Genomic DNA, 23,046 nt, shown 5'->3' on the forward strand with positions numbered 1-23,046 from the left:
ACGCCAGGTTTACTGGTTGACGGTCTTGCCCGTCGCCACGGCGTGTGGCTTGGCGCCGGCCTGGAACAGCGAGTTGTAGTACGCCTCGCCCTTGGCGCTGTCGTACATCCCCTGCCACTTGGCGATCACCACCGCGGCCAGGGCGTTGCCCACCACGTTCAGGGCGGTACGGGCCATGTCCATGATGCGGTCGACACCGGCGATGAACGCCAGGCCTTCCAGCGGAATACCCACGCTGCCCAAGGTCGCCAGCAGCACCACGAAGGACACGCCCGGCACACCGGCGATGCCTTTGGAGGTGACCATCAGGGTCAGCACCAGCATCAGTTGCTGGCCGATGGACAGGTCGATGCCATACAGCTGGGCGATGAAGATTGCCGCGATGCTCTGGTACAGGGTCGAGCCGTCGAGGTTGAACGAGTAGCCGGTGGGCACCACGAACGAGCAGATCGACTTCGGCGCGCCGTACTTCTCCATCTTCTCGATCACCCGTGGCAGCACGGTCTCGGAGCTGGACGTGGAGTAGGCGAGGATCAGCTCGTCTTTCATGATGCGCATGATCTTGATGATCGAGAAGCCGAACACCCGCGCCACCAGACCCAGCACCATGAAGGCGAAGAAGGCGATGGCGAAGTACACCAGCAGCACCAGCTTGGCCAGCGGCAGCAGCGAGGCGAAGCCGAAGTTGGCGACCGTGGCGGCGATCAGGGCGAACACACCGATCGGCGCGTAGTTCATGATCATGTGGGTGACCTTGAACATGGTCTCCGACACGCCCTGGAAGGTCCGCACCAGCGGCTCGCGCAGCTCGGCATTGAGCGACGACAGCCCCATGCCGAACATCACCGAGAAGAAGATGATCGGCAGCATTTCACCACGCATCAGCGCGGCGAAGATGTTCGACGGGATCAGGTTGAGCAGGGTTTCGATGAACGCATGCTCATGCTGCACCTCGGCCGCCGTGGCCTGGTATTTGGAAATATCGACGGTACCGAGGGTGCTCATGTCGATGCCGGCACCCGGATGGAACACGTTGGCCATGACCAGGCCCACCACGATGGCGATCGTGGTCACCACTTCGAAGTAGAGAATGGTCTTCAGGCCGATGCTGCCCAGTTTCTTCGCATCGCCAACCCCGGCGATACCCACGATCAGCGACGAGATCACGATCGGGACTACGATCATCTTGATCAGGCGAATGAAGATGTCGCCGGCGGGCTGAAGGACATTGCTGATCCACCATGCCTTTTCTGCACTGAAATGATTCAGTAGCGCGCCGACTGCAACGCCCAGTACCAGACCGATCACGATCTGCCAGGCGAGGCTCAGTTTTGCCTTCTTCATGTCATTACCTTTGTTGTAGTGGTCTTGGGTTACCCGACTATAAAGCGCGTCCCAGAGCCTTCGGCAATGAAACGGCCAGCGATGGGCTTCCGTCCGGCGACCCGCTTGGAAGGCCGCCGCCCGCGAGCGAAAGAACGCTCGGGCTTGCGAAAAAGGCGCAACTATTGCGACGAGGGCCGGGCCAGTCTAATGCCGTAAACGACTACCCCATGCCGAATCGGCATAACAGAAGCGGCTATTTCGGCCAATACAGCCGCTGAAAAATCCCCGTATTCGGTTTTCCGAACACGACCGACGTGCCATTTCACGGCCGAAATGACCAGATGCGCAGAGCGCTAAAAGGAGGGTGTTCGACAATCCGAATGGGCACTTCCACGGCCCACTGGCAGAACCAAAGCGCAGGATTTTTTTCGACATACGGTTGAGACAAAATGTGTCTCGGCGGGAAAATGCTCAAAGCAGCGTTTCAAACGATCAATGGACGCTCCGGAAGCCAGGTCAGCGTTACGGGTCTGCATGTGCCCGCACTGACCTGGATCTTCCGATGCTGTCGCTCCTGACCCGGCCCTCATCGGGGGTACTCCCTGTACCCCTAGGCCACTCCGACCCTGAATCGATCAAAGCGGCCCGACCCCCTGGTCATGTGCAGCCCCTCATCGGCGCCGCGCATCATGGAAGCCGCAAGCTTGAAGGCTGCAGGCTTCCATCTGATTACAAACGACGACCGCTGGTCAGTACCAGTTCGGGTCACGCTTGAGCTGCTCCTTGAGCAACTGCTGCATGCCTTCGTCCGGTTTACCCAGCCAGCGGTAATCCGCATGCCGCGTTGGCGACTTGTCCGAAGGCAGGCCTTCGGGCACTTCGACCAACATTGCGTAGGCATCGTCCTTGTCCCAGCTGAACGCTACGATCAAACGCTTGTACTTGCAGTTGGTCTCGGACTCGCAGAGCGGCCCGACCATGTACTTGTCACCGTCCTCGGTGACGGCGGACATCTGCTCATTCGAGCTGCCGCTGAGGTTGATCACCCATTCGGGCAACCGCTCCTCTCCTTTGATCGCCTTCTGCCAAGCCTGCCGATACTGCTCGTCGGACCCTAGCAGCTGGCCCACTCGCATCTGACCGTCATTACCTGCCAGCGCCCCGGTCGCACCGCCCAGCAGCAGGGCGGTGGCCAGAGCATTGCGGAGCATCTGTTTCATCGACGTCCGCGTCCGAAGAAGAAGGAAGCGACGAACAGCACCAGGAACACGATGAACAGGATCTTGGCGATACCGGTCGCGGCGCCGGCGATACCACCGAAGCCCAGCACTGCGGCGACGATAGCGATGATCAGGAATGTGATAGCCCAGCTCAGCATGGTGTTTCTCCTTTCTTTTCGGGATTCTTTCCAGGGTTGAATCGGTGTGCCGTCAGAACACCCAGCGCTCTTGTGGAACGATGCGCTCGACCGTGGCCGGCGAGGCATTGGTCGCCGGCAGCGGTTGAGCGGCTCGAACCAAGGTGTTGGCGTGGGTGGTGCGAAGTTGCGCCAGCAGCGCAGTTTGCGCAGCCACCTGATCGGCCAGACGTGCGGTCTGCACGCTGTGGTAGAACAGGCCGGCAGCCAGGGTCAGTACCAGAGCCACAACCAGATACACCATCGGGTGTACGGACAACGCGGCGACCTGCGAACGATTGACGGATTGGCGATTCATGCCGGCGACTCCTGCAAATGTTGTTATCCAACTCTTGCAGTAGGTATTGCAGCCTGCATGCCAGGTTTTTAATCAAATAAAAAACCTTATAAATCAATGATTTAACAAATAAATCAAAACCACTGGGGAACGTATCCTGCACGATGACGTCGTGCAGCCCGTGCGTTTTGCACGATCACCCCTCGACCTTGCTGGCGACCTTCAAGAGGTCGGCGTCGACCCCACGAACGCCCAGGATCTGCCCGGCGATCTGCACCGCGATGGACTTCTGTTCATTACTCACCACTTCACCGGACAAGCGCACCATGCCGTCCTGGCTCGCCACCTTTATATTCGGGCCGTCCAGGTTGCGACTGAAGCGCAAGCTGCTTTGTACCTTGTCGATGATCCAGGCATCGCTGGGCTGCGGCCCGCTCGGCGCGGTCACTGGCTTGTCGCGGGCCAGCGCCATGGCGGCCGAGTCCAGGCTGATCAGGTTATTGACCAGATACACACCCTCGGTCGTTCGGGCGATCACCCCGGCCTGTTCCTTGGCCTCGACGTTGTCCACTCGCCCACGCATGGTCACCACGCCCTCGCGACTCTCGACCTCGATCGGCGCCTTCTCGGTGACCCGGCTCCACAACAGCCGAGCGCGAATGACGAAGGTGAGGGTGGCGTCTTCCAGGCGCTGGGCATAGGCCCGCAATTCCAGCGGTCGCTCGGCCAGTTGCGGATTGACCTGTAGCTGGTTGTCCACCCGCTCGATACCCCGGGTGGCCAGGGCCACGCGCTCTGCCAGATCACGCTCGACCGGGTTTTCCACCTCGCCACTGAGGCGGGCCTGGGCGCCCTCGACCTGGACTTCGATGCGGAACGGGTTAAGGAGTTTGTTCAGGGACACCGCCGTCTGCACCGCGCCCTCCAGGCGAGCGTCCTGTACGGAATCGGCAAAGGCGGGGACCGCCGCCAACAACAGGCTGGCGGCCAGGACGGTATGACGCGAGAACAAAGACATTGGGCTTCTCCTTTATTCGTGACAAATCCCACGCTCATCGCAACCTGCATGCCAGGCTGAAAAAGCGTAAAAAACCTAACTATTTCAATTGGTTAACCAATAACCTAGGCAACAGCTAGCCTGCATAGGGCGTAATCCTTCAGAATCGACCATGCAACTTGCCCGATTTTTCCGACACTAACCCAGATCATTCCCACAGGAGCGCAGGAAAAATGGAATCAGCCCAGGATAACCAAGGCCGCATTCTGCTGGTGGACGACGAGTCCGCGATCCTGCGTACCTTCCGTTACTGCCTCGAAGACGAGGGCTACAACGTCGCCACGGCCAACAGTGCTGCCCAGGCAGAGACACTGCTGCAGCGCCAGGTGTTCGATCTGTGCTTCCTCGACCTGCGCCTGGGTGAAGACAATGGCCTGGATGTGCTGGCGCAAATGCGTATCCAGGCGCCGTGGATGCGGGTCGTCATCGTCACCGCACACTCGGCGATCGACACCGCGGTGGACGCCATCCAGGCTGGCGCCGCCGATTACCTGGTCAAGCCCTGCAGCCCCGATCAACTGCGCTTGGCCACCGCCAAGCAGTTGGAGGTGCGGCAGTTGTCGGCTCGACTGGAAGCGCTCGAAGGCGAAGTGCGCAAACCCAAGGACGGCCTGGATTCGCACAGTCCACAAATGATGGCGGTGCTGGAAACCGCACGGCAGGTGGCCACCACTGATGCCAACATTCTTATCCTCGGCGAGTCGGGTACCGGCAAGGGCGAGTTGGCCCGCGCCATCCACGGCTGGAGCAAACGCGCACGCAAGGCCTGCGTCACCATCAACTGCCCGTCGCTCAACGCCGAGCTGATGGAGAGCGAACTGTTCGGTCACACCCGCGGGGCCTTTACCGGCGCCAGCGAAAGCACCCTTGGACGGGTCAACCAGGCCGATGGCGGCACCTTGTTCCTGGACGAGATCGGCGACTTCCCGCTGACCCTGCAACCCAAGCTGCTGCGCTTCATTCAGGACAAGGAATACGAGCGGGTGGGCGATCCGGTCACCCGTCGCGCCGATGTGCGCATCCTGGCGGCAACCAACCTCAACCTCGAGGAAATGGTGCGCGAGAGTCGCTTCCGCGAAGACCTGCTGTACCGCCTCAACGTCATCACGTTGCATCTGCCGCCCCTGCGCGAGCGCAGCGAAGACATCCTCACCCTGGCCGATCGTTTCCTGGCGCGCTTCGTCAAGGAATACTCGCGTCCGGCCCGCGGCTTCAGCGACGAAGCCCGCTCGGCACTGCTCAATTACCGCTGGCCCGGCAACATCCGCGAACTGCGCAACGTGATCGAACGCGCCAGCATCATCTGCCCGCAGGAGCGCGTGGAAATCACCCACCTGGGCATGGGCGAGCAACCCACCGGCAACGCCCCACGGGTCGGCGCAGCCCTGAGCCTGGACGAACTGGAACGCGCGCACATCGGTGCAGTGCTGGCCGCCAGCGACACCCTCGACCAAGCCGCCAAGACGCTCGGCATCGACGCCTCGACGCTGTACCGCAAACGCAAGCAGTACAACCTGTGAAGTGGCACATGAAGCTGCGCACGCGGCTGTTCCTCAGCCTTTCGGCGCTGGTGACCGTCGCGCTGCTGGGCCTGGCACTGGGGCTGATCAGCGTGCTGCAGATGGCCTCGGTGCAGCAGCAGATGGTGCGCGAGACCAATCACACCCTGGACATCGGCCTGAAGCTGCGGCAGAACCTGGGTGAGCAGTTGACGCTGATCCTCGACCCGCAGACCGATCCGAAAAGCCTGACCCACCTGCAGGACAGCTTCAGCACGCTGTTGGCGACCGGTCTGGAGCAGGGCGGCGAGCGCACGGGCTTTGGCAAGGCGCAGAGCCATTACCCAGCCTTTCTCCGGGCCTACCGCGACAGCCCCGAGCCGTGGCGCAGCATGGGCCTGGATAACCCACTGGGCGCTGCCTTCAACCAGGTGCGCAACGACCTGATCGACTCGCATCGCCAGGCCCTGGAGCAGATCGCCCGCAGTGAAGAACACACCCGCGAGCGCGCATTGCTGGTCAGCGGAGTGCTCGGCCTGATGGGGCTGACGGTGGTGGCGCTGGGCTTCGTCACCGCGCACAACCTGGCGCGTCGCTTCGGCCAGCCGATCGAGGCGCTGGCCAAGGCCGCCGACCAGGTCGGCCAGGGCAACTTCGAGGTGACCCTGCCGATCACTCAAGCCAATGAGCTCAGCCTGCTGACACGCCGCTTCGGCCTGATGGCCGACGCCCTGCGCAAGCACCAGGCCACTAATGTCGACGAACTGCTGGCCGGGCAGCAGCGCTTGCAGGCAGTGCTCGACAGCATCGACGACGGCCTGCTGATCATCGATCGCCAGGGCCGTCTGGAGCACCTCAACCCGGTTGCCCAGCGCCAGTTGGGCTGGGACGCGTCGCGGGTCGGCAGCAGCCTGGCCGAAGCACTCAATCGACCTGAGCTGGAGCAGCAGATGCGCCAGGTCCTGCGCGGCGGCAGCCTGGACCGTGCGCCGGAAGACCTGAGCATCGAGATCGACGAAGAAACCCGGCTGCTGACCTTCAGCCTGACCCCGGTCAGCCACCCTCAAGGACCGATCCTTGGCGCAGTGATGGTGCTGCACGACGTCACCGAGCAGCGCGCCTTCGAGCGCGTGCGCAGCGAGTTCGTCCTGCGCGCCTCACATGAGTTGCGCACACCGGTTACCGGCATGCACATGGCCTTTGGCCTGCTGCGCGAGCGGGTCAAGTTCCCACCCGAGGCCCGCGAGCACGATCTGCTCGACACCATCGGCGAAGAAATGCAGCGCCTGACCCAACTGATCAACGACCTGCTCAACTTCTCCCGCTACCAGAACGGCTTGCAGAAGCTGGAGCTGGCGCCCTGCGCCATCGACGAACTGCTCGAGCGGGCGCAGGCGCGCTTCGCCGAATCGGCCGCGGACAAACAGATCGAGCTGGTCAGCGAGCTCGAGCAACCCTTGCCGCGCATCCAGGCCGACGCCGCGCAACTGGACCGGGTGCTGGACAACCTGTTGCACAACGCCATCCGCCACACCGCCAGCGGCGGTCACATCCGCCTGCATGCACGGCGACATGCCGAGCGCGTCATCGTCAGTGTCGAGGACGATGGCGAGGGCATCGCCTACGGCCAACAGGGACGGATTTTCGAACCGTTCGTGCAGGTCGGGCGCAAGAAAGGTGGCGCCGGCCTGGGCCTGGCGCTGTGCAAAGAGATCGTGCAACTGCATGGCGGGCGCATGGGCGTGTTCTCCCGGCCAGGGCAGGGCACGCAGTTCTACATGGCGCTGCCGGTCTGAGGACGAGCGTAGGCTGGCCGTTCAGGGCTTGGCCTTGCTGCGCCAGCGCGGCTGCACCGGACGCCCGAGGCCGATCGAGTCGATCAGCTCCCGGGCGCTCAGCGGATGGGCGAACAACCATCCTTGTCCATGCTTGACCCCCTCCAGGGCCAGCAACGCCGCCTGCGCTTCCGACTCGATCCCTTCGGCGATCACCCGCAAGTGCAGGTCATGGGCCATGCGGATGATGTGCGGGGCGATGGCACTGTTAGTCGTGTCCTGGCCGAGCCCCTCGATGAAAGCCTTGTCGATCTTCAGGCCATCCACCGGCAGGGTCTGCAAGTACGACAGGCTGCAATAGCCGGTGCCGAAGTCGTCGATCAGGATCTGGTGACCCGCTGCGCGCAGGGCCTGCAAGGTATCGCGCGCAGCGACCACATCGACCAGGCTGCGCTCAGTGACTTCGAACGCAAGTTGCTGCGCGGGCACACGGTGCTGGGCCAGTAGCCGCGCGGCGACATGACCGATGCGCGGCAGCATGACGTCGCAGGCGGCGAGGTTGATCGAAATGTACAAATGACGATGAGCCCGCAACAGCGGGCTCAGTTGCTCCAGCACACGCTGCAGCACGAAGTCGGTGATCTGCTGGATCTGCCCGGTGTCCTCAGCCAGCGGAATGAACAGCTCCGGGCTGGTCAGGCTGCCGTCCGCACGCCGCCAGCGCACCAGCGCTTCGGCGCCCACACAGCGGCGGCTGTCGAGCTCGAAGATCGGCTGGTACAGCACTTGTAGCTCACCGCGCCGCAAGGCCTTGCGCAGCTTCGCGCCCAATGAGCGGCGGCGACGAATCAGGCGCAGCGTCAGCCATCCCAGCAGGCTGGCCAACAGCAGGCTGGCGCCGATCATCAGCCACAGCAACGTGTCGCCCGGCAGGGGCAGGCTCTGCCGGGGCACGATGAGCACGAGTTGATAGTCGGGAAACTGGGTGGGCATGCGGTAAATCAGGCGATCGCTCAGTTCGAGCAGGGCCTTGGGCGAGGGCGGTGGCCAGTCGGGCGTCGGAGGCCAGGGCTGCGGCGGGCCCAGGACCGGGATGGCGCGCCGGCCGCCATCGAGCACCACCAGCAGGCTGCCGCCCTGCGGCAGGTCCACTGCGTCAGCCAGGTGTCCGCGCGAGGTCGAGACCAGAAACGAACCTCGCCCCAGTACCAGCGCAGCGAGGTTGTCGTTGGGTTCGGCTGAGGTATTGAGCCAATAGCTGTAGGTGGGACCATGGATATCGGGGGCGCGATCAGGCCGGATGACCTGGTCGCCACCTCGGCTGGAACACGCGACGGCTCCGTCGAGATAGACCGCCTCGTAGACGAAGCGATAGTTCAACCCCACCTCACGCAGGGCCTGGCGCATGGGCGCGTCGCATTGGCGGCTGGCAACCGCCTGCAAATGATCGACGCCCTCGCGCAACTGCCCGAAGATTTGCTCCAGGCGCTCCAGGAAGCGCTCGCCGCGCGCGTTCATCTGCGCGCTTTCATGCTGCCTGGCTTGTTGCACCGACACGCCGACGCTGGCCGCCAGCAGCACGCTGGCGCTGGCCAGCGCCACCAGTACTGCCTGCAACCAGGGACTGCTGATAATTTGACGCACGGTGGCGATGAACAAGGGCATGCGCGGCATCCAGTTGAATAACCAAGGTATAGCAACTGGATGATGAATTGGCTCGTGACGATTTAGCCTGCCGGCTCAACGCTGGGTATTGAGCACCTGCAGCATCGCGGCTGTCTGCGCATCGGGCGTGCCGTCGAACAACTGAGGGCGGAAACGCATCTGGAAGGCGGCGATCACGTGGCGGGTGGCGACATCCAGCTCGCCGGTCTGCTCGATGGCGTAGCCAAACCGTGCCAACTGCTGCTGATACCACAGCGCACTGGGCGGGTTGGCTTCGAAATACACCTGCTGACGTGCCACCGCATTGGCATTCGGCCAGATGCCCAGCCCGGCATCGGCCAGGCGCTTCCAAGGGAACATCGGCCCTGGATCGAGCTTGCGCAGCGGCGCGATGTCGCTGTGACCGATGATGTTGCGCGGTGCGATGCCATTGCGCTGAACGATGTCCTTGACCAGGGCGATCACGGCCTGGATCTGCGCTTCGCTGTACGGATGCCAGACACGCCCGGTCGGCGTGTCGGTGTAGCCAGGGTTGACGATCTCGATGCCGATGGAGCTGGAGTTGAGCCAAGTGCGGCTCTGCCACTGGCTTTCGCCGGCATGCCAGGCGCGGCGGTTTTCATCCACCAACTGATAGACCGTGGCATTGCCATCGCCAACCAGGTAATGACTGCTGACCTCACCGTGGGTGAGCAGCGCCAGAGAGCGCTCCAGCGAAGCATTGGTGTAATGCAGGACGACGAACTGGATGCGGCTGTCCTGGTTGGCCGAGGGGTGGCTGCGGTCGATGCGCAGGCCACTGGAGCAGCCGGTGAGGAGCACGAGGAACAGGGTGGTGATCAGGGTTTTCATTGGCGGGGCACGTCATGAGGGCAGTCAGCGATACAGTATAACGAGCTGCTGGCGATTACCCAGTCAGGAAAACCTTCGATCTGACGGTCAGCCCCGCTCGATCCGATTACGGCCCTGGCTCTTGGCCCGGTACAGCGCCTCGTCCGCACGCTTGAGTGCCTGCTCGCCGCGTTCGCCCGAGCGCAGCGCAGTAAGGCCGATGGAAGTGGTGACCACAACGCGCTCGCCCTTGAAATGGAACGGGCAGGCCGCGACCGCCGCACGCAAGCCCTCGACCACCTGCAACGCTGCCGCCGGTGCGCTCTGCGGCAGCAGCAGAACGAACTCCTCGCCGCCGAAGCGGGCGATGAAGTCACGCCCGCGCAGGCGTTTGCGCAGTTGATCGGCGACGATCTTCAGTACCTTGTCGCCTGCCAAGTGGCCGTAGCCATCGTTGATGCGCTTGAAGTGGTCGAGATCGAGGATGGCCATGGCCAGGTGTCCACCCTCGGCCTGCCAGTGGCCGACTTCGCGCTCGACCTGCTCGGCCCAGGCGGCGCGGTTGGGCAATCCGGTGAGCGGATCGAGCAGGGCCTTCTGCCGCTGCTCTTCGAGGTGCTCGCGATAGCCGAGCGCCTCCTGCTCCATGCTGCTGACGCGCTCGGCCAAGCCCTGCAACCGCACGGCCAGGGCCTGCTCGCGGCGGTCGCGTTCGTGCTGGTGCTGATCGAGGGTGACCAGCAGGCCCTCCAGGCGGCTGTCCAGCAACTGTTTGAGGCTGTCCATGTCGACTGCACCCTGCACGCTGCTTTGCAGGCCGTCGACCTGCTCGCGCAGTTGGTCGTCCAGTTGGCGCGCGGCGCTGCTGTTGTCGGCGTGCCCTGCGCTAGCCTCCTGCAAATGGCTCTGGAAGCTTTCCAGGCGCTCGTTGATCTGTTGCAGATAGCGCTCGAACTCGTGCTGGCCGCTGTCGTTGATCGCCAGCATCAGCACCGCCAGATCGTCCAGCACGGGAATCAGCTCGTACCAGTTCAGCCCGCGGGCAACCCGCTCGCGCATCTCCAGGGCTTGGGCCTGGTGCCGCTCCGGCAGGCTGAGGTCGTCGAGCAGGCCGAGCAGGGTGTGCTCGATATGCTCGGCAACCTGGCTGTAGGGCGGCTCCACGGCATCGGGCAGGGCGTAGGTGCCGTCTTCATCGAGCGCACCTTCGGCCAGCGGGGTGGTGGCGGACGCATCCTCCTCAATCGGCGCCTCAGGGGTCGCCAGTGTCTCAACAGACGCGCAGGGCGCAGCGACCTCGACGGATTCGGGTTCGCCCTGAGGCTCGGCACTGACAACAGGCTCAGCCGCTGCGACCGACGGCGGCAAAGGCTGATCGGGGTGGAGCACGGCAGGCGCTTGCGCAGGCGATTCAACACGCGCCTCGGCCAAGGGCTCAGGCTCGGCACGGGCGGGCTTGGCCTCGACAACAGGCGGCATCGGCTGCGGCGGGACGGGCGCCTCAGGCTCAAGGATGGGTTCGGCGACGGGCTGGCTGGCGGGCTCGGGCTCAGGGTCCGAGCGGGACGCGGTCACCGCTTCGGCAGGCGGTCGCAGCGTTTGCGCCTGCGGCTCTACGGGCTCGGCTGCAGCGCTCTCGTCCCGGCCACCGAACAGGCGTTGGAACAGGCCGGGGCGGCTGTCCTCGCCGGCCTTGCGCAGTGACGACAGCGCCTGGGCCTGCAAGCCGCTGAGTTCACCGAGCAGCGGCGGCAATTCACGCGACTGGCTGACGCCGCCATCGAGCTTCTTGGCCAGTTTTTTCAGCGGCCGGGACACATCGCCGGGGAGTTCCAAGCCCTGCAACTGGGTGACCAGCGAGGTCAGCGCATCGCTGACCTGGTTCATGCGGGTTTCGCGCCGCTGTTCGGACTCCAGTACCGCCGTTTCCAGGCGCGGGATCAGGCCGGCCAGCCCGGCGTCCATGCTGTCGCCGCGGATCACCTCGCGCATTTCCTTCATGCACTGGTCGACCACCTTGTCGCTGCCCTCGGCAGCCAGGGTGCTGCGTACCAGGCCACGGCGCAGCAGGTCGAGGCGGGCTTCCCAGCGCCGCTCCAGCTTCTCCTGCTGCTCGAGGCTCTTGAGGTACTTTTCTTTCCAGCGCTCGGCTTCGTCGGTCATGCCTGGGTCCGCAACGGTGATGGCATCGGGGAAGGGTAACTACTGGATGTCGGCGAGAAGCGCCAAGTCTTGAGCGCTTCAGCGCACCGCCGGCAGGGTATCGGGCGTCAGGGCAGCGGGCAAACGGATCTCCACGGCCACGGGCAGGTGATCGGAGATGGGCTGGGACAGCACCTCGACCCGTTCCAGGGTCAGGCTCGGACTGAGCAGGATGTGGTCCAGGCAGCGTTGCGGGCGCCAGCTGGGGAAGGTGGCTTCGACCTGCGGCGCGATCAGGCCGAGGTCGCGCAGTGGCGAGCGCTCGAGCAGGTCGTTGGCATGGGTGTTCATGTCGCCCATGAGAATCTGGTGGCGATAGCCGCCGATCAGCTCGCGGATGTAGGCCAGTTGCAACGCACGGGTCTTGGCACCCAGCGCCAGGTGCATCATCACCACGATCAGCGCGTCCTCACCCTCGCCGAAGCGCACCAGAATGGCGCCACGACCGGCTGGGCCGGGCAGGGGATGGTCTTCCAGATGCTGGGGGCGCAGGCGACTGAGTACGCCGTTGCTGTGCTGGGCGAAACGCCCGAGGTTGCGGTTGAGCTGCTGATACCAATAGGGGAATGCCCCGAGCTGGGCCAGGTGCTCGACCTGGTTGATGTAGCCCGAGCGCAGGCTGCCACCGTCCGCTTCCTGCAGGGCCACCAGGTCGAAATCGCCGAGCAGCTCGCCGATTTTCTGCAGGTTGCCGGCCCGACCGTTGTGCGGCAGCAGGTGCTGCCAACTGCGGGTCAGGTAATGACGATAGCGCTCGGTGCTGATGCCGACCTGGATGTTGAAGCTCAGCAGCCGCAGGCGACCATCTTCCGGCAGGCCGGGGGCCTGCAGGTGATGCTCGTTGACCCGCGGCTGGTGCAGGCCGACGCTTCGCGTTTGACGCAAACGGGCCATGGTGACGCCGCCTACTTGGCGGCGCGCTCCTTGGCGATCAGCTGGTCAGCAACGTTCAGCACGCCTTCCGGCCCGCCGGCGGTGCCCAGGTCGAAGCGGTACTTGCCATCGACGACCATGCTCGGTACGCCGGTGATTTCGTACTTCTTCGCCAGTTCCTTGGCCTGGTTGACCTGGCCCTTGATGGCGAAGGAGTTGAAGGTGGCGAGGAACTTGTCCTTGTCCACGCCCTGGGTGGCGAGGAAATCGGCCATGTCCTTCGGATCGGTCAGGCGCTTGCGCTGGTTCTGGATGGCGTCGAAGACGGCAGCGTGAACCTTCTGCTCGACGCCCATGGCTTCGAGGGTCAGGAACATCTGGCCGTGGGCGTCCCAAGGGCCGCCGAACATGGCCGGAACGCGCTTGAAGTGGACGTCCTTGGGCAGCTTCTCGACCCAGGGATTGAGGGTCGGCTCGAAGTGGTAGCAGTGCGGGCAGCCGTACCAGAACAGCTCGACGACTTCGATCTTGCCAGGCTCGGACACCGGCACCGGTTGGCTCAGCTCGATATATTCCTTGCCTGCCACCGGCTCGGCGGCCTGGACGGCGGTCATACCGAAGACGCTTGCGGCGACCAGCGCAGTGCTGAGAATCAGTTTACGCATGCTTTACTCCTGGGCGATCTGTGGTCGCCTCGACGCGACCTGTGCTCAGACAGGCCACAACGGGCTCGAGTTCTGTAGTGTAACGGCTGAGCGCGCAAAAAAGGCAGCCAGCACTCAGCCTGGCCATCGGTCGGATGTCCGCGCCGACCGATATTCCACGACACCGCATTAACCGAGCGTTAACGCCGTGCCTCAGTGCAGCCCTTGAATGTAGCTGGCCAGCGCCTCGATGTCCTTGTTGCTCAGCTTGCCGGCGATGGTGCGCATGGTCATGGCATCACCGTCGTTGCTGCGGTTGCCTTCGCGGAAGTCGGTGAGCTGCTTGGACACGTACTGGGCATGCTGGCCACTCAGGTGCGGGAAGCCAGCCAGGGCGATGCCTTCGCCATTGGGCGAGTGGCAACCGGTGCAGGCTGGCATGCCCTTGTCCAGGTCGCCGCCATTGAACAGCGCGCGGCCGCGCTCGACCAGCTTCGGATCGGCGACGCCGACGCTGCCTTTCTGGCTGGCGAAATAGGCGGCGATGTCGGCCAGGTCCTGATCGTTCAGGCCGGCGAGCATGCCGGTCATCTCCAGCACCTGGCGTTTACCGGACTGGATATCGTGCAATTGCTTTTCGAGATAGCGCTGGCCCTGGCCGGCCAGTTTCGGGAAGTTCGGCGCCAGGCTGTTGCCGTCGGGGTTGTGGCAGGCACCGCAGACCGCAGTCTTGGCCTGGCCGGCGGCGGCATCGCCCTTGATGGGCTCGGCGGCAACGGCCGCCGCTGCGACGCCCATGGTCAACAGCAGACTCACGACTAGTTTGTTCATCAGCTCATCCAACACGGCTAAGGGTGAAATGTTATGTATCGGGACTGCCGCTCATCCAAAGGATGACCGACCGGTAGTCCTCGGTACTGCAGTCCATGCACAATCCACGCGACGGCATAGCCTTGAAACCCTGAGCAACGTGCGTCAACGGCCCGCTCACAACCTGCGCCAGCCCAGGCTCCCTCGACGCTGTCTGCCCTGCAGAGGGCCGATGACGGCGATGCCGCGTGACCCTGCGCATCGCTGCGGTTGGTCACGCCTCGGGATCCTGTGTAGCCTGTGCGCTGAAAACGGTGGAACCTACCGCTCGCCAGCAGCCGTTTCGCCATGCGCAACGACCTGACAGGGTTGGGGGCCGCGCTGCGTTCTGATGCGCAAGCTGGTGTTCGGCACCCCATGCCCGCTCTCCTACGTTGGGAGAATGAGCACACAAAAACTGGGGCATTATATACGTGCTCCCCGTAAACGGAAATGTGGCCTGGATCAGGCAACACGCACTTCGGATAACCCATGCAACTCAAAAACCCCATCCTCGGCCTCTGCCAGAAGGCCAAATTCGCCCTTAGCGCCGCCAAGGTCGAACAATGCCCGCAAGACCTGGGCTACGAGGTGGCGTTCGCCGGGCGCTCCAACGCCGGCAAGTCCAGCGCCCTCAACACCCTGACCCACGCCAGCCTGGCGCGCACCTCCAAGACGCCAGGGCGCACCCAACTGCTCAACTTCTTCAGCCTCGACGACGAGCGCCGCCTGGTCGACCTGCCGGGCTATGGCTACGCCAAGGTGCCGATTCCGCTCAAGCAGCACTGGCAGCGGCACCTGGAGGCCTATCTGGGCGGGCGCGAGTGCCTGCGTGGGGTGATCCTGTTGATGGATGTGCGCCACCCGATGACCGACTTCGACAAGATGATGCTCGACTGGGCCAAGGCCAGCGGCATGCCCATGCACATCCTGCTGACCAAAGCCGACAAGCTCACCCACGGTGCGGCCAAGAACACCTTGCTCAAGGTCCAGGCGGAGATTCGCAAGGGCTGGGGCGATGCGGCCTCCATCCAGCTGTTTTCGGCGCCCAAGCGCCAGGGCCTGGAGGAGGCATACCGGGTGCTGGCGGACTGGATGGCGCTGGAAGACAAGCCGGCGGCGTGAGGCGCCTGTTCGCCCGCAGTGATCGACGCCGAATGGCAAATTGCGGGCAAAAAAAACCCCGGACTTCATATGGGGAGGGGGAAGTTCGGGGTTCAAGTCCGGACCGCTAGGGCGGGATCCAGATATCTGCCAACACTTAACACAACATAGGAGCATCGAACGGCTTCACCAGCCATTCAGGTACTCTGAGTTGCACTTCACGGGTTTAGTTCCTGAGCCCGGAAAACTAATTGCACAGGTTTCATCTTTCGCACTGTAGCGGCCTGCGCGCTCACGCCGCAGGCCTCCAGCGCTCGCCTCAGTGGGCTTCGTCCCAGTTGGCGCCGACACCGACCTCGACCAGCAACGGCACGTCCAGTTGAGCCGCGTTGCTCATGTGCGGACGAATCTCGTTGCGCACCTGCTCCACCAGGTCCTCGCGCACCTCCAGCACCAGTTCGTCGTGCACCTGCAGGATCACCCGCGCATCCAGGCCGCTGTCGGCCAGCCAATGATCGACGTTGACCATGGCCCGCTTGATGATGTCGGCGGCGGTCCCTTGCATCGGCGCGTTGATCGCCGTGCGCTCGGCACCACGGCGCAGGGCCGGGTTCTTGGCGTTGATGTCCGGCAGGTACAGACGGCGGCCGAAGAAGGTCTCGACGAACCCCTGCTCGGCCGCCTGGGCGCGGGTGCGCTCCATGTAGGCCAGCACGCCGGGGTACTGGGCGAAATAGCGGTCGATGTAATCCTGCGCCTGCTTGCGATCCACGCCGATCTGCTTGGCCAGACCGAACGCGCTCATGCCGTAGATCAGCCCGAAGTTGATGGCCTTGGCGCTGCGCCGTTGATCGTGGGTGACCGCTTCCAGTGCCACGCCGAACACTTCGGCGGCGGTGGCCCGGTGCACGTCCAGGTCATTGCGGAAGGCGTGCAGCAGACCTTCGTCCTTGGCCAGGTGGGCCATGATACGCAGCTCGATCTGCGAGTAGTCCGCCGCCAGCAGCTTGTAGCCCGGACTGGCGACGAAGGCCTGGCGGATGCGCCGGCCCTCGAGGGTGCGCACCGGGATGTTCTGCAGGTTCGGGTCGCTGGAGGACAGTCGCCCGGTGGCGGCCACGGCCTGCTGGTACGAGGTATGGATGCGCCCAGTGCGCGGGTTGATCTGTTCGGGCAGCTTGTCGGTGTAGGTGCTCTTGAGCTTGCTCAGGGAGCGGTACTCCATCAGCACGGTCGGCAATGGGTAACCTTCGGCGGCCAGGTCGGCGAGCACCGCCTCGGCGGTGGAAGCCTGACCCTTGGCGGTCTTGCTCAGCACCGGCATGCCCAGCTTGTCGTACAGAATCACCCCCAATTGCTTGGGCGAGCCGAGGTTGAACGGCTCGCCCGCCAACTCGTAGGCCTGGCGCTCGAGCTCGGCCATCTTCACCCCCAGTTCGCCGCTTTGCACCTTGAGCAAGGCGGCGTCGACCAGCGCGCCTTGGCGCTCGATCTTGGCCAGCACCGGCACCAGCGGCATCTCGATGTCCATGAGTACCGGCTGCAGGCTCGGCGTACGCGCCAGGCGGGCTTGCAGCGCAAGGTGCAGACGCAAGGTGATGTCAGCGTCCTCGGCCGCGTAGGGGCCGGCCTTGTCCAGGTGGATCTGGTTGAAGGTCAACTGCTTGGCGCCACGTCCGGCGATGTCCTCGAACGCGATGGTGCGGTGGTCGAGGTACTTCTGGGCCAGGCTGTCCATGTCATGGCGAGTGGCGGTGGAGTCCAGCACGTAGGACTCGAGCATGGTGTCGTAGGCCACACCACGCACCTCGATCGGCTGGCTGCAATTGGCCAGGATGTTGATGTCGTACTTGGCGTTCTGCCCGACCTTGGCCTTGGCCGGGTCTTCCAGCAGCGGCTTGAGCGCCAGCAGCACCGCATCACGGTCCAACTGCTGCGGCGCGCCCTCGTAGTCGTGGGCCAGCGGCACATAGGCGGCCTCGTGGGGCTCGACCGCGAACGACACGCCGACCAGTTCGGCCCGCTGCGCGTCCAGCCCGGTGGTCTCGGTGTCGAAGGCGAACAGCGGTGCCTGACGCAGCTTGTCGAGCCAGACGTCGAAGCGCGCCTGATCGAGGACGGTTTCGTACCTGGCCTCGACCTTGGCCGCCGGCGCCTCCACCGGCTCGATCGAAGCGCCTTCGCGGGCGGCGTCGCGCTGCACGTCGGCGATCCAGCTCTTGAACTCCATTTCCGTGTACAGCGCCAGCAAGGCCTCGCGGTCAGGCTCGCCGCAGACCAGCGCGTCCACGGCGATGTCCAGTTCGACATCGATCTTGATGGTGGCCAGTTCGTAAGAGAGGAAGGCCGCATCACGGTGCTCTTCGAGCTTGGCCGGCAGGCTCTTGGCGCCGCGAATGGCCAGGCTCGGCACCTTGTCGAGGTTCTCGTACAGCTCGCGCAGGCCACCCCCGATGCCGGTCAGCAAGCCCACGGCGGTTTTTTCGCCAACGCCGGGGACACCGGGGATGTTGTCGACCTTGTCGCCCATCAGGGCGAGGAAGTCGATGATGTGTTCAGGCCCCACGCCGAATTTTTCGTGCACGCCGGCGACATCCAGCACGCTGCCGGTCATGGTGTTGACCAGCGTGATGTGGCCGTCCACCAGTTGCGCCATGTCCTTGTCGCCGGTGGAGATGATCACCGGGCGCCCGGCCGCCGCGCTGCTGCGCGCCAGGGTGCCGATCACGTCGTCAGCCTCGACGCCCTCGACGCACAGCAGTGGGTATCCAAGCGCCCGCACGCTGGCGTGCAGCGGCTCGACCTGCACCCGCAGGTCATCGGGCATGCTCGGGCGGTTGGCCTTGTATTCGGCGAACATGGCGTCACGGAAGGTGCCGCCCTTGGCGTCGAAGACCACCGCGAACAACGCGTCGGGGTACTGCCGGCGCAGGCTCTTGAGCATGTTCAGCACGCCCTTGACCGCGCCGGTCGGCATGCCCTTGGAGGTGGTCAGCGGCGGCAGGGCGTGGAAGGCGCGGTAGAGGTAAGACGAACCGTCCACCAGGACGAGGGGCGCTTGGCTCATGAGAGGAATCAACCTTTTCGACGGGTCCGGCGCTAGAATAGCCGGATCAGTGACGACAAAAGGACTTAGGTTATCATGCGCACACCCATTCGCCTGTTACTGCTCAGCCTGCTGGCCATCACCCCGGTCCTGGCACTGGCGGCGGACGAGGCCCCATCGGCCGATCCCGATGTAACCATTCGCACGGAAGGCGATCGCACCATCCAGGAGTACCGTCAAAACGGCTTCCTGTACGCGATCAAGGTCACGCCGAAACACGGCAAGCCATATTTCCTGGTACGCGCCGATGGCTCCGACGGCAACTTCATTCGATCCGACCAGCCGGACATGCTGATTCCGTCCTGGAAAATCTTCGAATGGTGAGGTAGTCACCCGTACCGTTCTCATCAACCCGGCACTTCCCAGTTGGAAGTGCCTGCATGGGCAGCTTTTCAACATGTCAGTCTTCACCCCCGTGTCCCGGCCCGAGCTGGAAACCTTTCTGGCGCCGTATGAGCTGGGCCGCCTGCTGGACTTCCAGGGCATCGCCGCCGGAACCGAAAACAGCAACTTCTTCGTCAGCCTGGAAAAGGGGGAGTTCGTCCTGACGCTCATCGAGCGCGGGCCGGCCGAGGACCTGCCGTTCTTCATCGATTTGCTCGATGTGCTGCACGACGCCGACATGCCGGTGCCCTACGCCGTGCGCGACCGCGACGGCCACGGTCTGCGCCAGTTGTGCGGCAAGCCGGCGCTGCTGCAACCGCGGCTGTCGGGCAAGCATGTGAAAGCCCCGAACAACCAACACTGCGCGCAAGTGGGCGAACTGCTGGCGCACATTCACCTGGCCACCCGCGAGCGCATCATCGAACGCCGCACCGACCGGGGGCTGGACTGGATGCTCAGCGCCGGCGCCGAGCTGCTGCCGGGCCTGGACGCCGAGCAGAGCGGGTTGCTGCGTAGCGCCTTGCAGGAAATCGAAGCGCATAAGGCGCAGATTCTCGCACTGCCCAGGGCCAACCTGCACGCCGACCTGTTCCGCGACAACGTGATGTTCGAAGGCACTCACTTGAGCGGCCTGATCGACTTCTACAACGCCTGTTCCGGGCCGATGCTCTATGACATCGCCATTACCCTGAACGACTGGTGCCTGGACGCCGACGGCGGTATCGACCTGCCGCATGCCCAGGCGCTGCTCGGCGCCTACGCTGGGCTACGGCCCTTCACGGCGGCAGAAGCCGAGTTGTGGCCGGTGATGCTGCGCGTGGGCTGCGTGCGGTTCTGGCTGTCGCGGCTGATCGCCGCCCGTGATTTCGCCGGCATGGACGTGACCATCCATGACCCCCGCGAGTTCGAGGTCCGCCTGGCCCAGCGTCAGCATGTGGCCTTGAAGCTGCCCATCGCCTTGTGACAGGCAAGCACCTCGTCGCGGCGATGACCCGCCGCGATGAGGCCGCCCCTTTGGGATCAGAGCGTCAGAGGCTCTCCAAACACCCCGCCAAATCCCCTCCGAGCTTCTCCAGCAAGCGCTCATAGCCCGTGCCGTCCACCGGGTCGGTCCCGCCCAAGGCGTCGAGCTCGGCCAACTTCACCGGCAGCCCCGCCACCAAGGTTTCGGCCAGACGCGGACGAATGGGCGGCTCGCTGAACACACAGGTCGGCCCCACCGCCTGCAAACGCGTGCGCATGGCCGCCACATGCTGCGCCCCCGGCTGCACCTCGGCGGCGACGCTGAACACGCCCGTGTGGCGCAGGCCGTACTCGGCCTCGAAATAGTCGAAGGCTTCGTGGAACACGAAGTAAGGCTTGCCCGCGATACCCGCGACCCGCGTCTTGATCCGCTGATCCAGCGCGTCCAGCCGCTCGGCGAAGGCTTTCTGGTTGGCCTGGTAGCGCGCAGCGTTGGCCGGGTCGGCCGCCGCCAGGTCGCTGGCCATCTTCGCCGCGATCACCCGCGCGTTGATCGACGACAGCCACAGGTGCGCGTCGAGCGAGCCGGGGCGGTGGTCATGGTCGTGATCGTCTTGGTCTTGCTCGTGGGAATGGCTGTCCTCGCCGAAGTGGCGCAGCCTCATGCCCGGCAGCGACTGCACCGCCACCGTAGGCTTGCTGCGGTTCTTCAACACCCGGGGCAGGAAGCTCTCCATGTCCGGTCCGATCCAGTACAGCAGGTCGGCATCGCCGACCTTGCGCACATCGGAGGGGCGCAGCGCGTAGTTGTGCGGCGACGCCCCAGGCGGCAGCAGTACGTCAGGGCGGCCAACGCCATCCTGAACCGCTGCAGCGATCTGCTGCAGGGGCTTGATACTGGTGAGCACCCGCACGTCTGCATGGGCGGAAAAAGCGATGAATGCGACAAAAAGGGCAAGGAATCGGGACACGGTGAATACTCGACTCGTCAGAAACAGGTAACATAATAACGTCTCCGCCGATAATCGTCGCCGCCCATGTCTATCACCCCGCTGGCCAACCGTCCCCACGATCATTCCCGTTGCGTGCACAGCGCCTTGAGCGAAGCCGACACCCTGTGCGCGCGCCAGGGGCTGCGCCTCACCGCGCTGCGCCGGCGCGTGCTCGAACTGGTGTGGCAAAGCCACAAGCCGCTGGGTGCCTACGATATCCTCGCCGTGCTCAGCGAGCAGGACGGCCGCCGCGCCGCGCCGCCGACGGTGTACCGCGCGCTGGACTTTCTCCTGGAAAATGGCCTGGTGCACCGCATCGCTTCGCTCAACGCCTTCATTGGCTGCAGCCATCCCGAACACAAGCATCAGGGACAATTCCTGATCTGCCGCGCCTGCCACGTGGCCATCGAGCTGGAGCAGGACAGCATCAGCGATGCCATCGTCGCCAGCGCCAAGGCGGTGAATTTCACCGTCGAGACGCAGACCGTCGAAGTGGTCGGGCTGTGCGCCAACTGTCGGAGCGCCGCATGAGCGACGCGCTGATCCGCCTGGAGCAGGTCGGCGTGAGCTTTGCCGGCGAAGCGGTGCTCGACAGCATCGACCTGGCGGTCGCACCCGGCCAGATCGTCACCCTGATCGGCCCCAACGGCGCCGGCAAGACCACCCTGGTGCGCGCCGTGCTCGGCCTGCTCAAGCCGCACCGTGGCACGGTGTGGCGCAAGCCGCGCCTGCGTATCGGCTACATGCCGCAGAAAATCCAGGTCGATGCCACGCTGCCGCTGTCGGTGCTGCGCTTCCTGCGCCTGGTACCCGGCGTGGACCGCGCCCGGGCGCTGGCGGCGTTGCGCGAGGTGGGCGCTGAACAGGTCATCGACAGCCCGATCCAGACCGTCTCCGGCGGCGAGATGCAGCGCGTGCTGCTGGCCCGCGCACTGCTGCGCGAGCCCGAGCTGCTGGTGCTCGACGAACCGGTGCAGGGCGTCGATGTGGTCGGCCAGGGCGAGCTGTACAACCTCATCACCCGCCTGCGCGACCGCTACGGCTGCGGTGTGCTGATGGTCTCCCACGACTTGCACCTGGTGATGAGCACCACCGACCAGGTGGTCTGCCTGAATCGCCATGTGTGCTGCTCGGGCCACCCAGAGCAGGTCAGCGGCGACCCGGCGTTCGTCGAGCTGTTCGGCCAGACGGCGCCGAGCCTGGCGGTCTATCACCATCATCACGATCACAGCCACGACCTGCATGGCGCCGTGATCGCCCCCGGCGCCCATGTCCACGGAGAGCACTGCAAGCATGGCTGATTTTCTTCTCTACGCCTTGCTTGCCGGATTGTCCCTGGCGCTGGTCGCCGGCCCGCTGGGCTCCTTCGTGGTCTGGCGGCGCATGGCCTATTTCGGCGACACCCTGTCCCATGCGGCGTTACTGGGCGTGGCCCTGGGCCTGGCCCTGGACGTCAGCCCGACCCTGGCGGTGACCATCGGCTGCCTGCTGCTGGCGATCCTGCTGGTAACCCTGCAGCAGCGCCAGCCGCTGGCGTCGGACACCCTGCTCGGCATTCTCGCCCCCAGCACCTTGTCGCTGGGTTTGGTGGTCTTGAGCTTCATGCACGATGTGCGCATCGACCTGATGGCCTATCTGTTCGGCGACCTGCTGGCCATCAGCAGCACCGACCTGGCCTGGATCCTCGGCGGCAGCGTGTTGGTGCTGGCCTTGCTGGCCGCGCTCTGGCGCCCCCTGCTGGCGGTCACCGTGCACGAGGAACTGACGCGGGTCGAAGGCTTGCCAGTGGCGGGGCTGCGCCTGACGCTGATGCTGCTGATCGCGGTGGTGATCGCGGTGGCGATGAAAATCGTCGGTGTACTGCTGATTACCTCGCTGCTGATCATTCCCGCCGCCGCGGCACAACGTCACGCCCGCTCGCCCGAACAGATGGCGTTGGGCGCCAGCCTGCTGGGCGTAGCCGCGGTCTGTGGCGGCCTGGCGATGTCCTGGTTCAAGGACACCCCGGCCGGTCCGTCGATCGTGGTCTGCGCGGCGGTGCTATTCTTGCTGAGCCTGGCACTGCCCAAGCGCTGACACCTG

General features: G+C 64.5%; 21 protein-coding genes and 1 pseudogene. 8 read left to right on the forward strand and 14 right to left on the reverse strand.

Features of this window, described 5'->3' with window-relative positions; translation table 11 throughout:
• Positions 1 to 9: 9 nt before the first annotated feature.
• The 5 genes from gltP to Q7C30_RS16860 form a co-directional block, all read right to left on the reverse strand.
• Entirely contained in the window at positions 10 to 1,344 is a 1,335-nt protein-coding gene (gene gltP, locus Q7C30_RS16840; protein WP_029613190.1) for a glutamate/aspartate:proton symporter GltP, read from the reverse strand.
• Positions 1,345 to 2,075: 731 nt separating this feature from the next.
• Positions 2,076 to 2,546 carry an inhibitor of vertebrate lysozyme family protein gene (locus tag Q7C30_RS16845; RefSeq protein ID WP_295485354.1) on the reverse strand — a complete coding sequence of 157 codons (471 nt, stop codon included), beginning with the start codon at positions 2,544 to 2,546 and terminating at the stop codon, positions 2,076 to 2,078.
• Positions 2,543 to 2,704 (reverse strand): DUF1328 domain-containing protein, encoded by a 162-nt coding sequence (locus tag Q7C30_RS16850; protein ID WP_023532363.1) that lies wholly within the window; start codon positions 2,702 to 2,704, stop codon positions 2,543 to 2,545. Before Q7C30_RS16850 ends, Q7C30_RS16845 begins: the two co-directional genes overlap by 4 nt.
• A gap of 52 nt (positions 2,705 to 2,756) precedes the next feature.
• A complete protein-coding gene (locus Q7C30_RS16855; RefSeq protein ID WP_039582031.1) occupies positions 2,757 to 3,041 on the reverse strand; it encodes a hypothetical protein in 285 nt (94 codons plus the stop codon).
• A 175-nt stretch (positions 3,042 to 3,216) separates the two neighbouring features.
• Positions 3,217 to 4,038, reverse strand: coding sequence for a BON domain-containing protein (locus Q7C30_RS16860; protein ID WP_317872181.1), 822 nt, complete (start codon positions 4,036 to 4,038; stop codon positions 3,217 to 3,219).
• A 212-nt stretch (positions 4,039 to 4,250) separates the two neighbouring features.
• On the opposite strand from Q7C30_RS16860, the gene algB reads away from it, so the two are divergent.
• Both algB and Q7C30_RS16870 read left to right on the forward strand, forming a co-directional pair.
• Positions 4,251 to 5,597 (forward strand): sigma-54-dependent response regulator transcription factor AlgB, encoded by a 1,347-nt coding sequence (algB, locus tag Q7C30_RS16865; RefSeq protein ID WP_039582036.1) that lies wholly within the window; start codon positions 4,251 to 4,253, stop codon positions 5,595 to 5,597.
• Positions 5,594 to 7,372, forward strand: coding sequence for a KinB sensor domain-containing domain (locus Q7C30_RS16870; protein WP_317872182.1), 1,779 nt, complete (start codon positions 5,594 to 5,596; stop codon positions 7,370 to 7,372). Before algB ends, Q7C30_RS16870 begins: the two co-directional genes overlap by 4 nt.
• A gap of 21 nt (positions 7,373 to 7,393) precedes the next feature.
• On the opposite strand, the gene Q7C30_RS16875 is transcribed toward Q7C30_RS16870, so the two are convergent.
• From Q7C30_RS16875 to Q7C30_RS16905, 7 genes and pseudogenes are all read right to left on the reverse strand, one after another.
• On the reverse strand, positions 7,394 to 9,016 hold the full coding sequence (locus Q7C30_RS16875) for an EAL domain-containing protein (protein WP_317872183.1): 1,623 nt from the start codon (positions 9,014 to 9,016) through the stop codon (positions 7,394 to 7,396).
• 75 nt (positions 9,017 to 9,091) lie between these two features.
• On the reverse strand, positions 9,092 to 9,868 hold the full coding sequence (locus Q7C30_RS16880) for an N-acetylmuramoyl-L-alanine amidase (RefSeq protein WP_317872184.1): 777 nt from the start codon (positions 9,866 to 9,868) through the stop codon (positions 9,092 to 9,094).
• A gap of 87 nt (positions 9,869 to 9,955) precedes the next feature.
• Positions 9,956 to 12,010 (reverse strand): diguanylate cyclase, encoded by a 2,055-nt coding sequence (locus Q7C30_RS16885; RefSeq protein WP_317872185.1) that lies wholly within the window; start codon positions 12,008 to 12,010, stop codon positions 9,956 to 9,958.
• Between the two features lie 78 nt (positions 12,011 to 12,088).
• The gene (locus Q7C30_RS16890) at positions 12,089 to 12,943 is read right to left on the reverse strand and encodes an endonuclease/exonuclease/phosphatase family protein (protein WP_029612508.1); all 855 of its coding nucleotides are present in this window, start codon (positions 12,941 to 12,943) and stop codon (positions 12,089 to 12,091) included.
• A gap of 11 nt (positions 12,944 to 12,954) precedes the next feature.
• Positions 12,955 to 13,587 carry a thiol:disulfide interchange protein DsbA gene (gene dsbA / locus Q7C30_RS16895; protein WP_029612507.1) on the reverse strand — a complete coding sequence of 211 codons (633 nt, stop codon included), beginning with the start codon at positions 13,585 to 13,587 and terminating at the stop codon, positions 12,955 to 12,957.
• 192 nt (positions 13,588 to 13,779) lie between these two features.
• Positions 13,780 to 14,397 (reverse strand): c-type cytochrome, encoded by a 618-nt coding sequence (locus Q7C30_RS16900; RefSeq protein WP_317872186.1) that lies wholly within the window; start codon positions 14,395 to 14,397, stop codon positions 13,780 to 13,782.
• 31 nt (positions 14,398 to 14,428) lie between these two features.
• Positions 14,429 to 14,726 (reverse strand): annotated as a pseudogene (locus Q7C30_RS16905) (cytochrome c5 family protein).
• Between the two features lie 181 nt (positions 14,727 to 14,907).
• Here Q7C30_RS16905 and yihA point away from each other — a divergent pair.
• The gene (yihA, locus tag Q7C30_RS16910) at positions 14,908 to 15,540 is read left to right on the forward strand and encodes a ribosome biogenesis GTP-binding protein YihA/YsxC (RefSeq protein WP_116889889.1); all 633 of its coding nucleotides are present in this window, start codon (positions 14,908 to 14,910) and stop codon (positions 15,538 to 15,540) included.
• Between the two features lie 298 nt (positions 15,541 to 15,838).
• On the opposite strand, the gene polA is transcribed toward yihA, so the two are convergent.
• Positions 15,839 to 18,586: a DNA polymerase I gene (gene polA, locus Q7C30_RS16915; RefSeq protein ID WP_039582051.1), complete on the reverse strand. Its 2,748-nt coding sequence runs from the start codon at positions 18,584 to 18,586 to the stop codon at positions 15,839 to 15,841.
• Positions 18,587 to 18,661: 75 nt separating this feature from the next.
• Between polA and Q7C30_RS16920 the strand changes: the two genes are divergently transcribed.
• Complete coding sequence (locus Q7C30_RS16920) at positions 18,662 to 18,949, forward strand: DUF2782 domain-containing protein (protein WP_029612500.1); 288 nt, start codon at positions 18,662 to 18,664, stop codon at positions 18,947 to 18,949.
• Positions 18,950 to 19,022: 73 nt separating this feature from the next.
• Entirely contained in the window at positions 19,023 to 19,973 is a 951-nt protein-coding gene (locus Q7C30_RS16925; RefSeq protein ID WP_317872187.1) for a homoserine kinase, read from the forward strand.
• Between the two features lie 64 nt (positions 19,974 to 20,037).
• On the opposite strand, the gene Q7C30_RS16930 is transcribed toward Q7C30_RS16925, so the two are convergent.
• Positions 20,038 to 20,943, reverse strand: coding sequence for a zinc ABC transporter substrate-binding protein (locus Q7C30_RS16930; RefSeq protein WP_317872188.1), 906 nt, complete (start codon positions 20,941 to 20,943; stop codon positions 20,038 to 20,040).
• 66 nt (positions 20,944 to 21,009) lie between these two features.
• On the opposite strand from Q7C30_RS16930, the gene zur reads away from it, so the two are divergent.
• Genes zur through znuB form a run of 3 tightly spaced genes read left to right on the forward strand, consistent with a single transcriptional unit; the run spans position 21,010 to position 23,040 of the window.
• Positions 21,010 to 21,495: a zinc uptake transcriptional repressor Zur gene (gene zur, locus Q7C30_RS16935; protein ID WP_039582055.1), complete on the forward strand. Its 486-nt coding sequence runs from the start codon at positions 21,010 to 21,012 to the stop codon at positions 21,493 to 21,495.
• Complete coding sequence (znuC, locus tag Q7C30_RS16940; protein WP_039582057.1) at positions 21,492 to 22,265, forward strand: zinc ABC transporter ATP-binding protein ZnuC; 774 nt, start codon at positions 21,492 to 21,494, stop codon at positions 22,263 to 22,265. Before zur ends, znuC begins: the two co-directional genes overlap by 4 nt.
• Positions 22,258 to 23,040, forward strand: a complete 783-nt coding sequence (gene znuB / locus Q7C30_RS16945; protein WP_317872189.1) for a zinc ABC transporter permease subunit ZnuB — start codon at positions 22,258 to 22,260, stop codon at positions 23,038 to 23,040. The genes znuC and znuB overlap by 8 nt, the downstream gene beginning before the upstream one ends.
• The last annotated feature ends 6 nt before the right edge of the window (positions 23,041 to 23,046 follow it).

It is taken from the genome of Pseudomonas sp. RAC1 (assembly GCF_030658255.1).
Classification (GTDB): domain Bacteria; phylum Pseudomonadota; class Gammaproteobacteria; order Pseudomonadales; family Pseudomonadaceae; genus Aquipseudomonas; species Aquipseudomonas boreofloridensis.

Coding starts and splice junctions, on each gene's coding strand:
- gltP (WP_029613190.1), bottom strand. CDS start 1,344: ATGAAGAAGGCAAAACTGAGCCTCGCCTGGCAGATCGTGATCGGTCTG.
- Q7C30_RS16845 (WP_295485354.1), bottom strand. CDS start 2,546: ATGAAACAGATGCTCCGCAATGCTCTGGCCACCGCCCTGCTGCTGGGC.
- Q7C30_RS16850 (WP_023532363.1), bottom strand. CDS start 2,704: ATGCTGAGCTGGGCTATCACATTCCTGATCATCGCTATCGTCGCCGCA.
- Q7C30_RS16855 (WP_039582031.1), bottom strand. CDS start 3,041: ATGAATCGCCAATCCGTCAATCGTTCGCAGGTCGCCGCGTTGTCCGTA.
- Q7C30_RS16860 (WP_317872181.1), bottom strand. CDS start 4,038: ATGTCTTTGTTCTCGCGTCATACCGTCCTGGCCGCCAGCCTGTTGTTG.
- algB (WP_039582036.1), top strand. CDS start 4,251: ATGGAATCAGCCCAGGATAACCAAGGCCGCATTCTGCTGGTGGACGAC.
- Q7C30_RS16875 (WP_317872183.1), bottom strand. CDS start 9,016: ATGCCCTTGTTCATCGCCACCGTGCGTCAAATTATCAGCAGTCCCTGG.
- Q7C30_RS16880 (WP_317872184.1), bottom strand. CDS start 9,868: ATGAAAACCCTGATCACCACCCTGTTCCTCGTGCTCCTCACCGGCTGC.
- Q7C30_RS16885 (WP_317872185.1), bottom strand. CDS start 12,010: ATGACCGACGAAGCCGAGCGCTGGAAAGAAAAGTACCTCAAGAGCCTC.
- Q7C30_RS16890 (WP_029612508.1), bottom strand. CDS start 12,943: ATGGCCCGTTTGCGTCAAACGCGAAGCGTCGGCCTGCACCAGCCGCGG.
- dsbA (WP_029612507.1), bottom strand. CDS start 13,587: ATGCGTAAACTGATTCTCAGCACTGCGCTGGTCGCCGCAAGCGTCTTC.
- Q7C30_RS16900 (WP_317872186.1), bottom strand. CDS start 14,397: ATGAACAAACTAGTCGTGAGTCTGCTGTTGACCATGGGCGTCGCAGCG.
- yihA (WP_116889889.1), top strand. CDS start 14,908: ATGCAACTCAAAAACCCCATCCTCGGCCTCTGCCAGAAGGCCAAATTC.
- polA (WP_039582051.1), bottom strand. CDS start 18,586: ATGAGCCAAGCGCCCCTCGTCCTGGTGGACGGTTCGTCTTACCTCTAC.
- Q7C30_RS16920 (WP_029612500.1), top strand. CDS start 18,662: ATGCGCACACCCATTCGCCTGTTACTGCTCAGCCTGCTGGCCATCACC.
- Q7C30_RS16925 (WP_317872187.1), top strand. CDS start 19,023: ATGTCAGTCTTCACCCCCGTGTCCCGGCCCGAGCTGGAAACCTTTCTG.
- zur (WP_039582055.1), top strand. CDS start 21,010: ATGTCTATCACCCCGCTGGCCAACCGTCCCCACGATCATTCCCGTTGC.
- znuC (WP_039582057.1), top strand. CDS start 21,492: ATGAGCGACGCGCTGATCCGCCTGGAGCAGGTCGGCGTGAGCTTTGCC.
- znuB (WP_317872189.1), top strand. CDS start 22,258: ATGGCTGATTTTCTTCTCTACGCCTTGCTTGCCGGATTGTCCCTGGCG.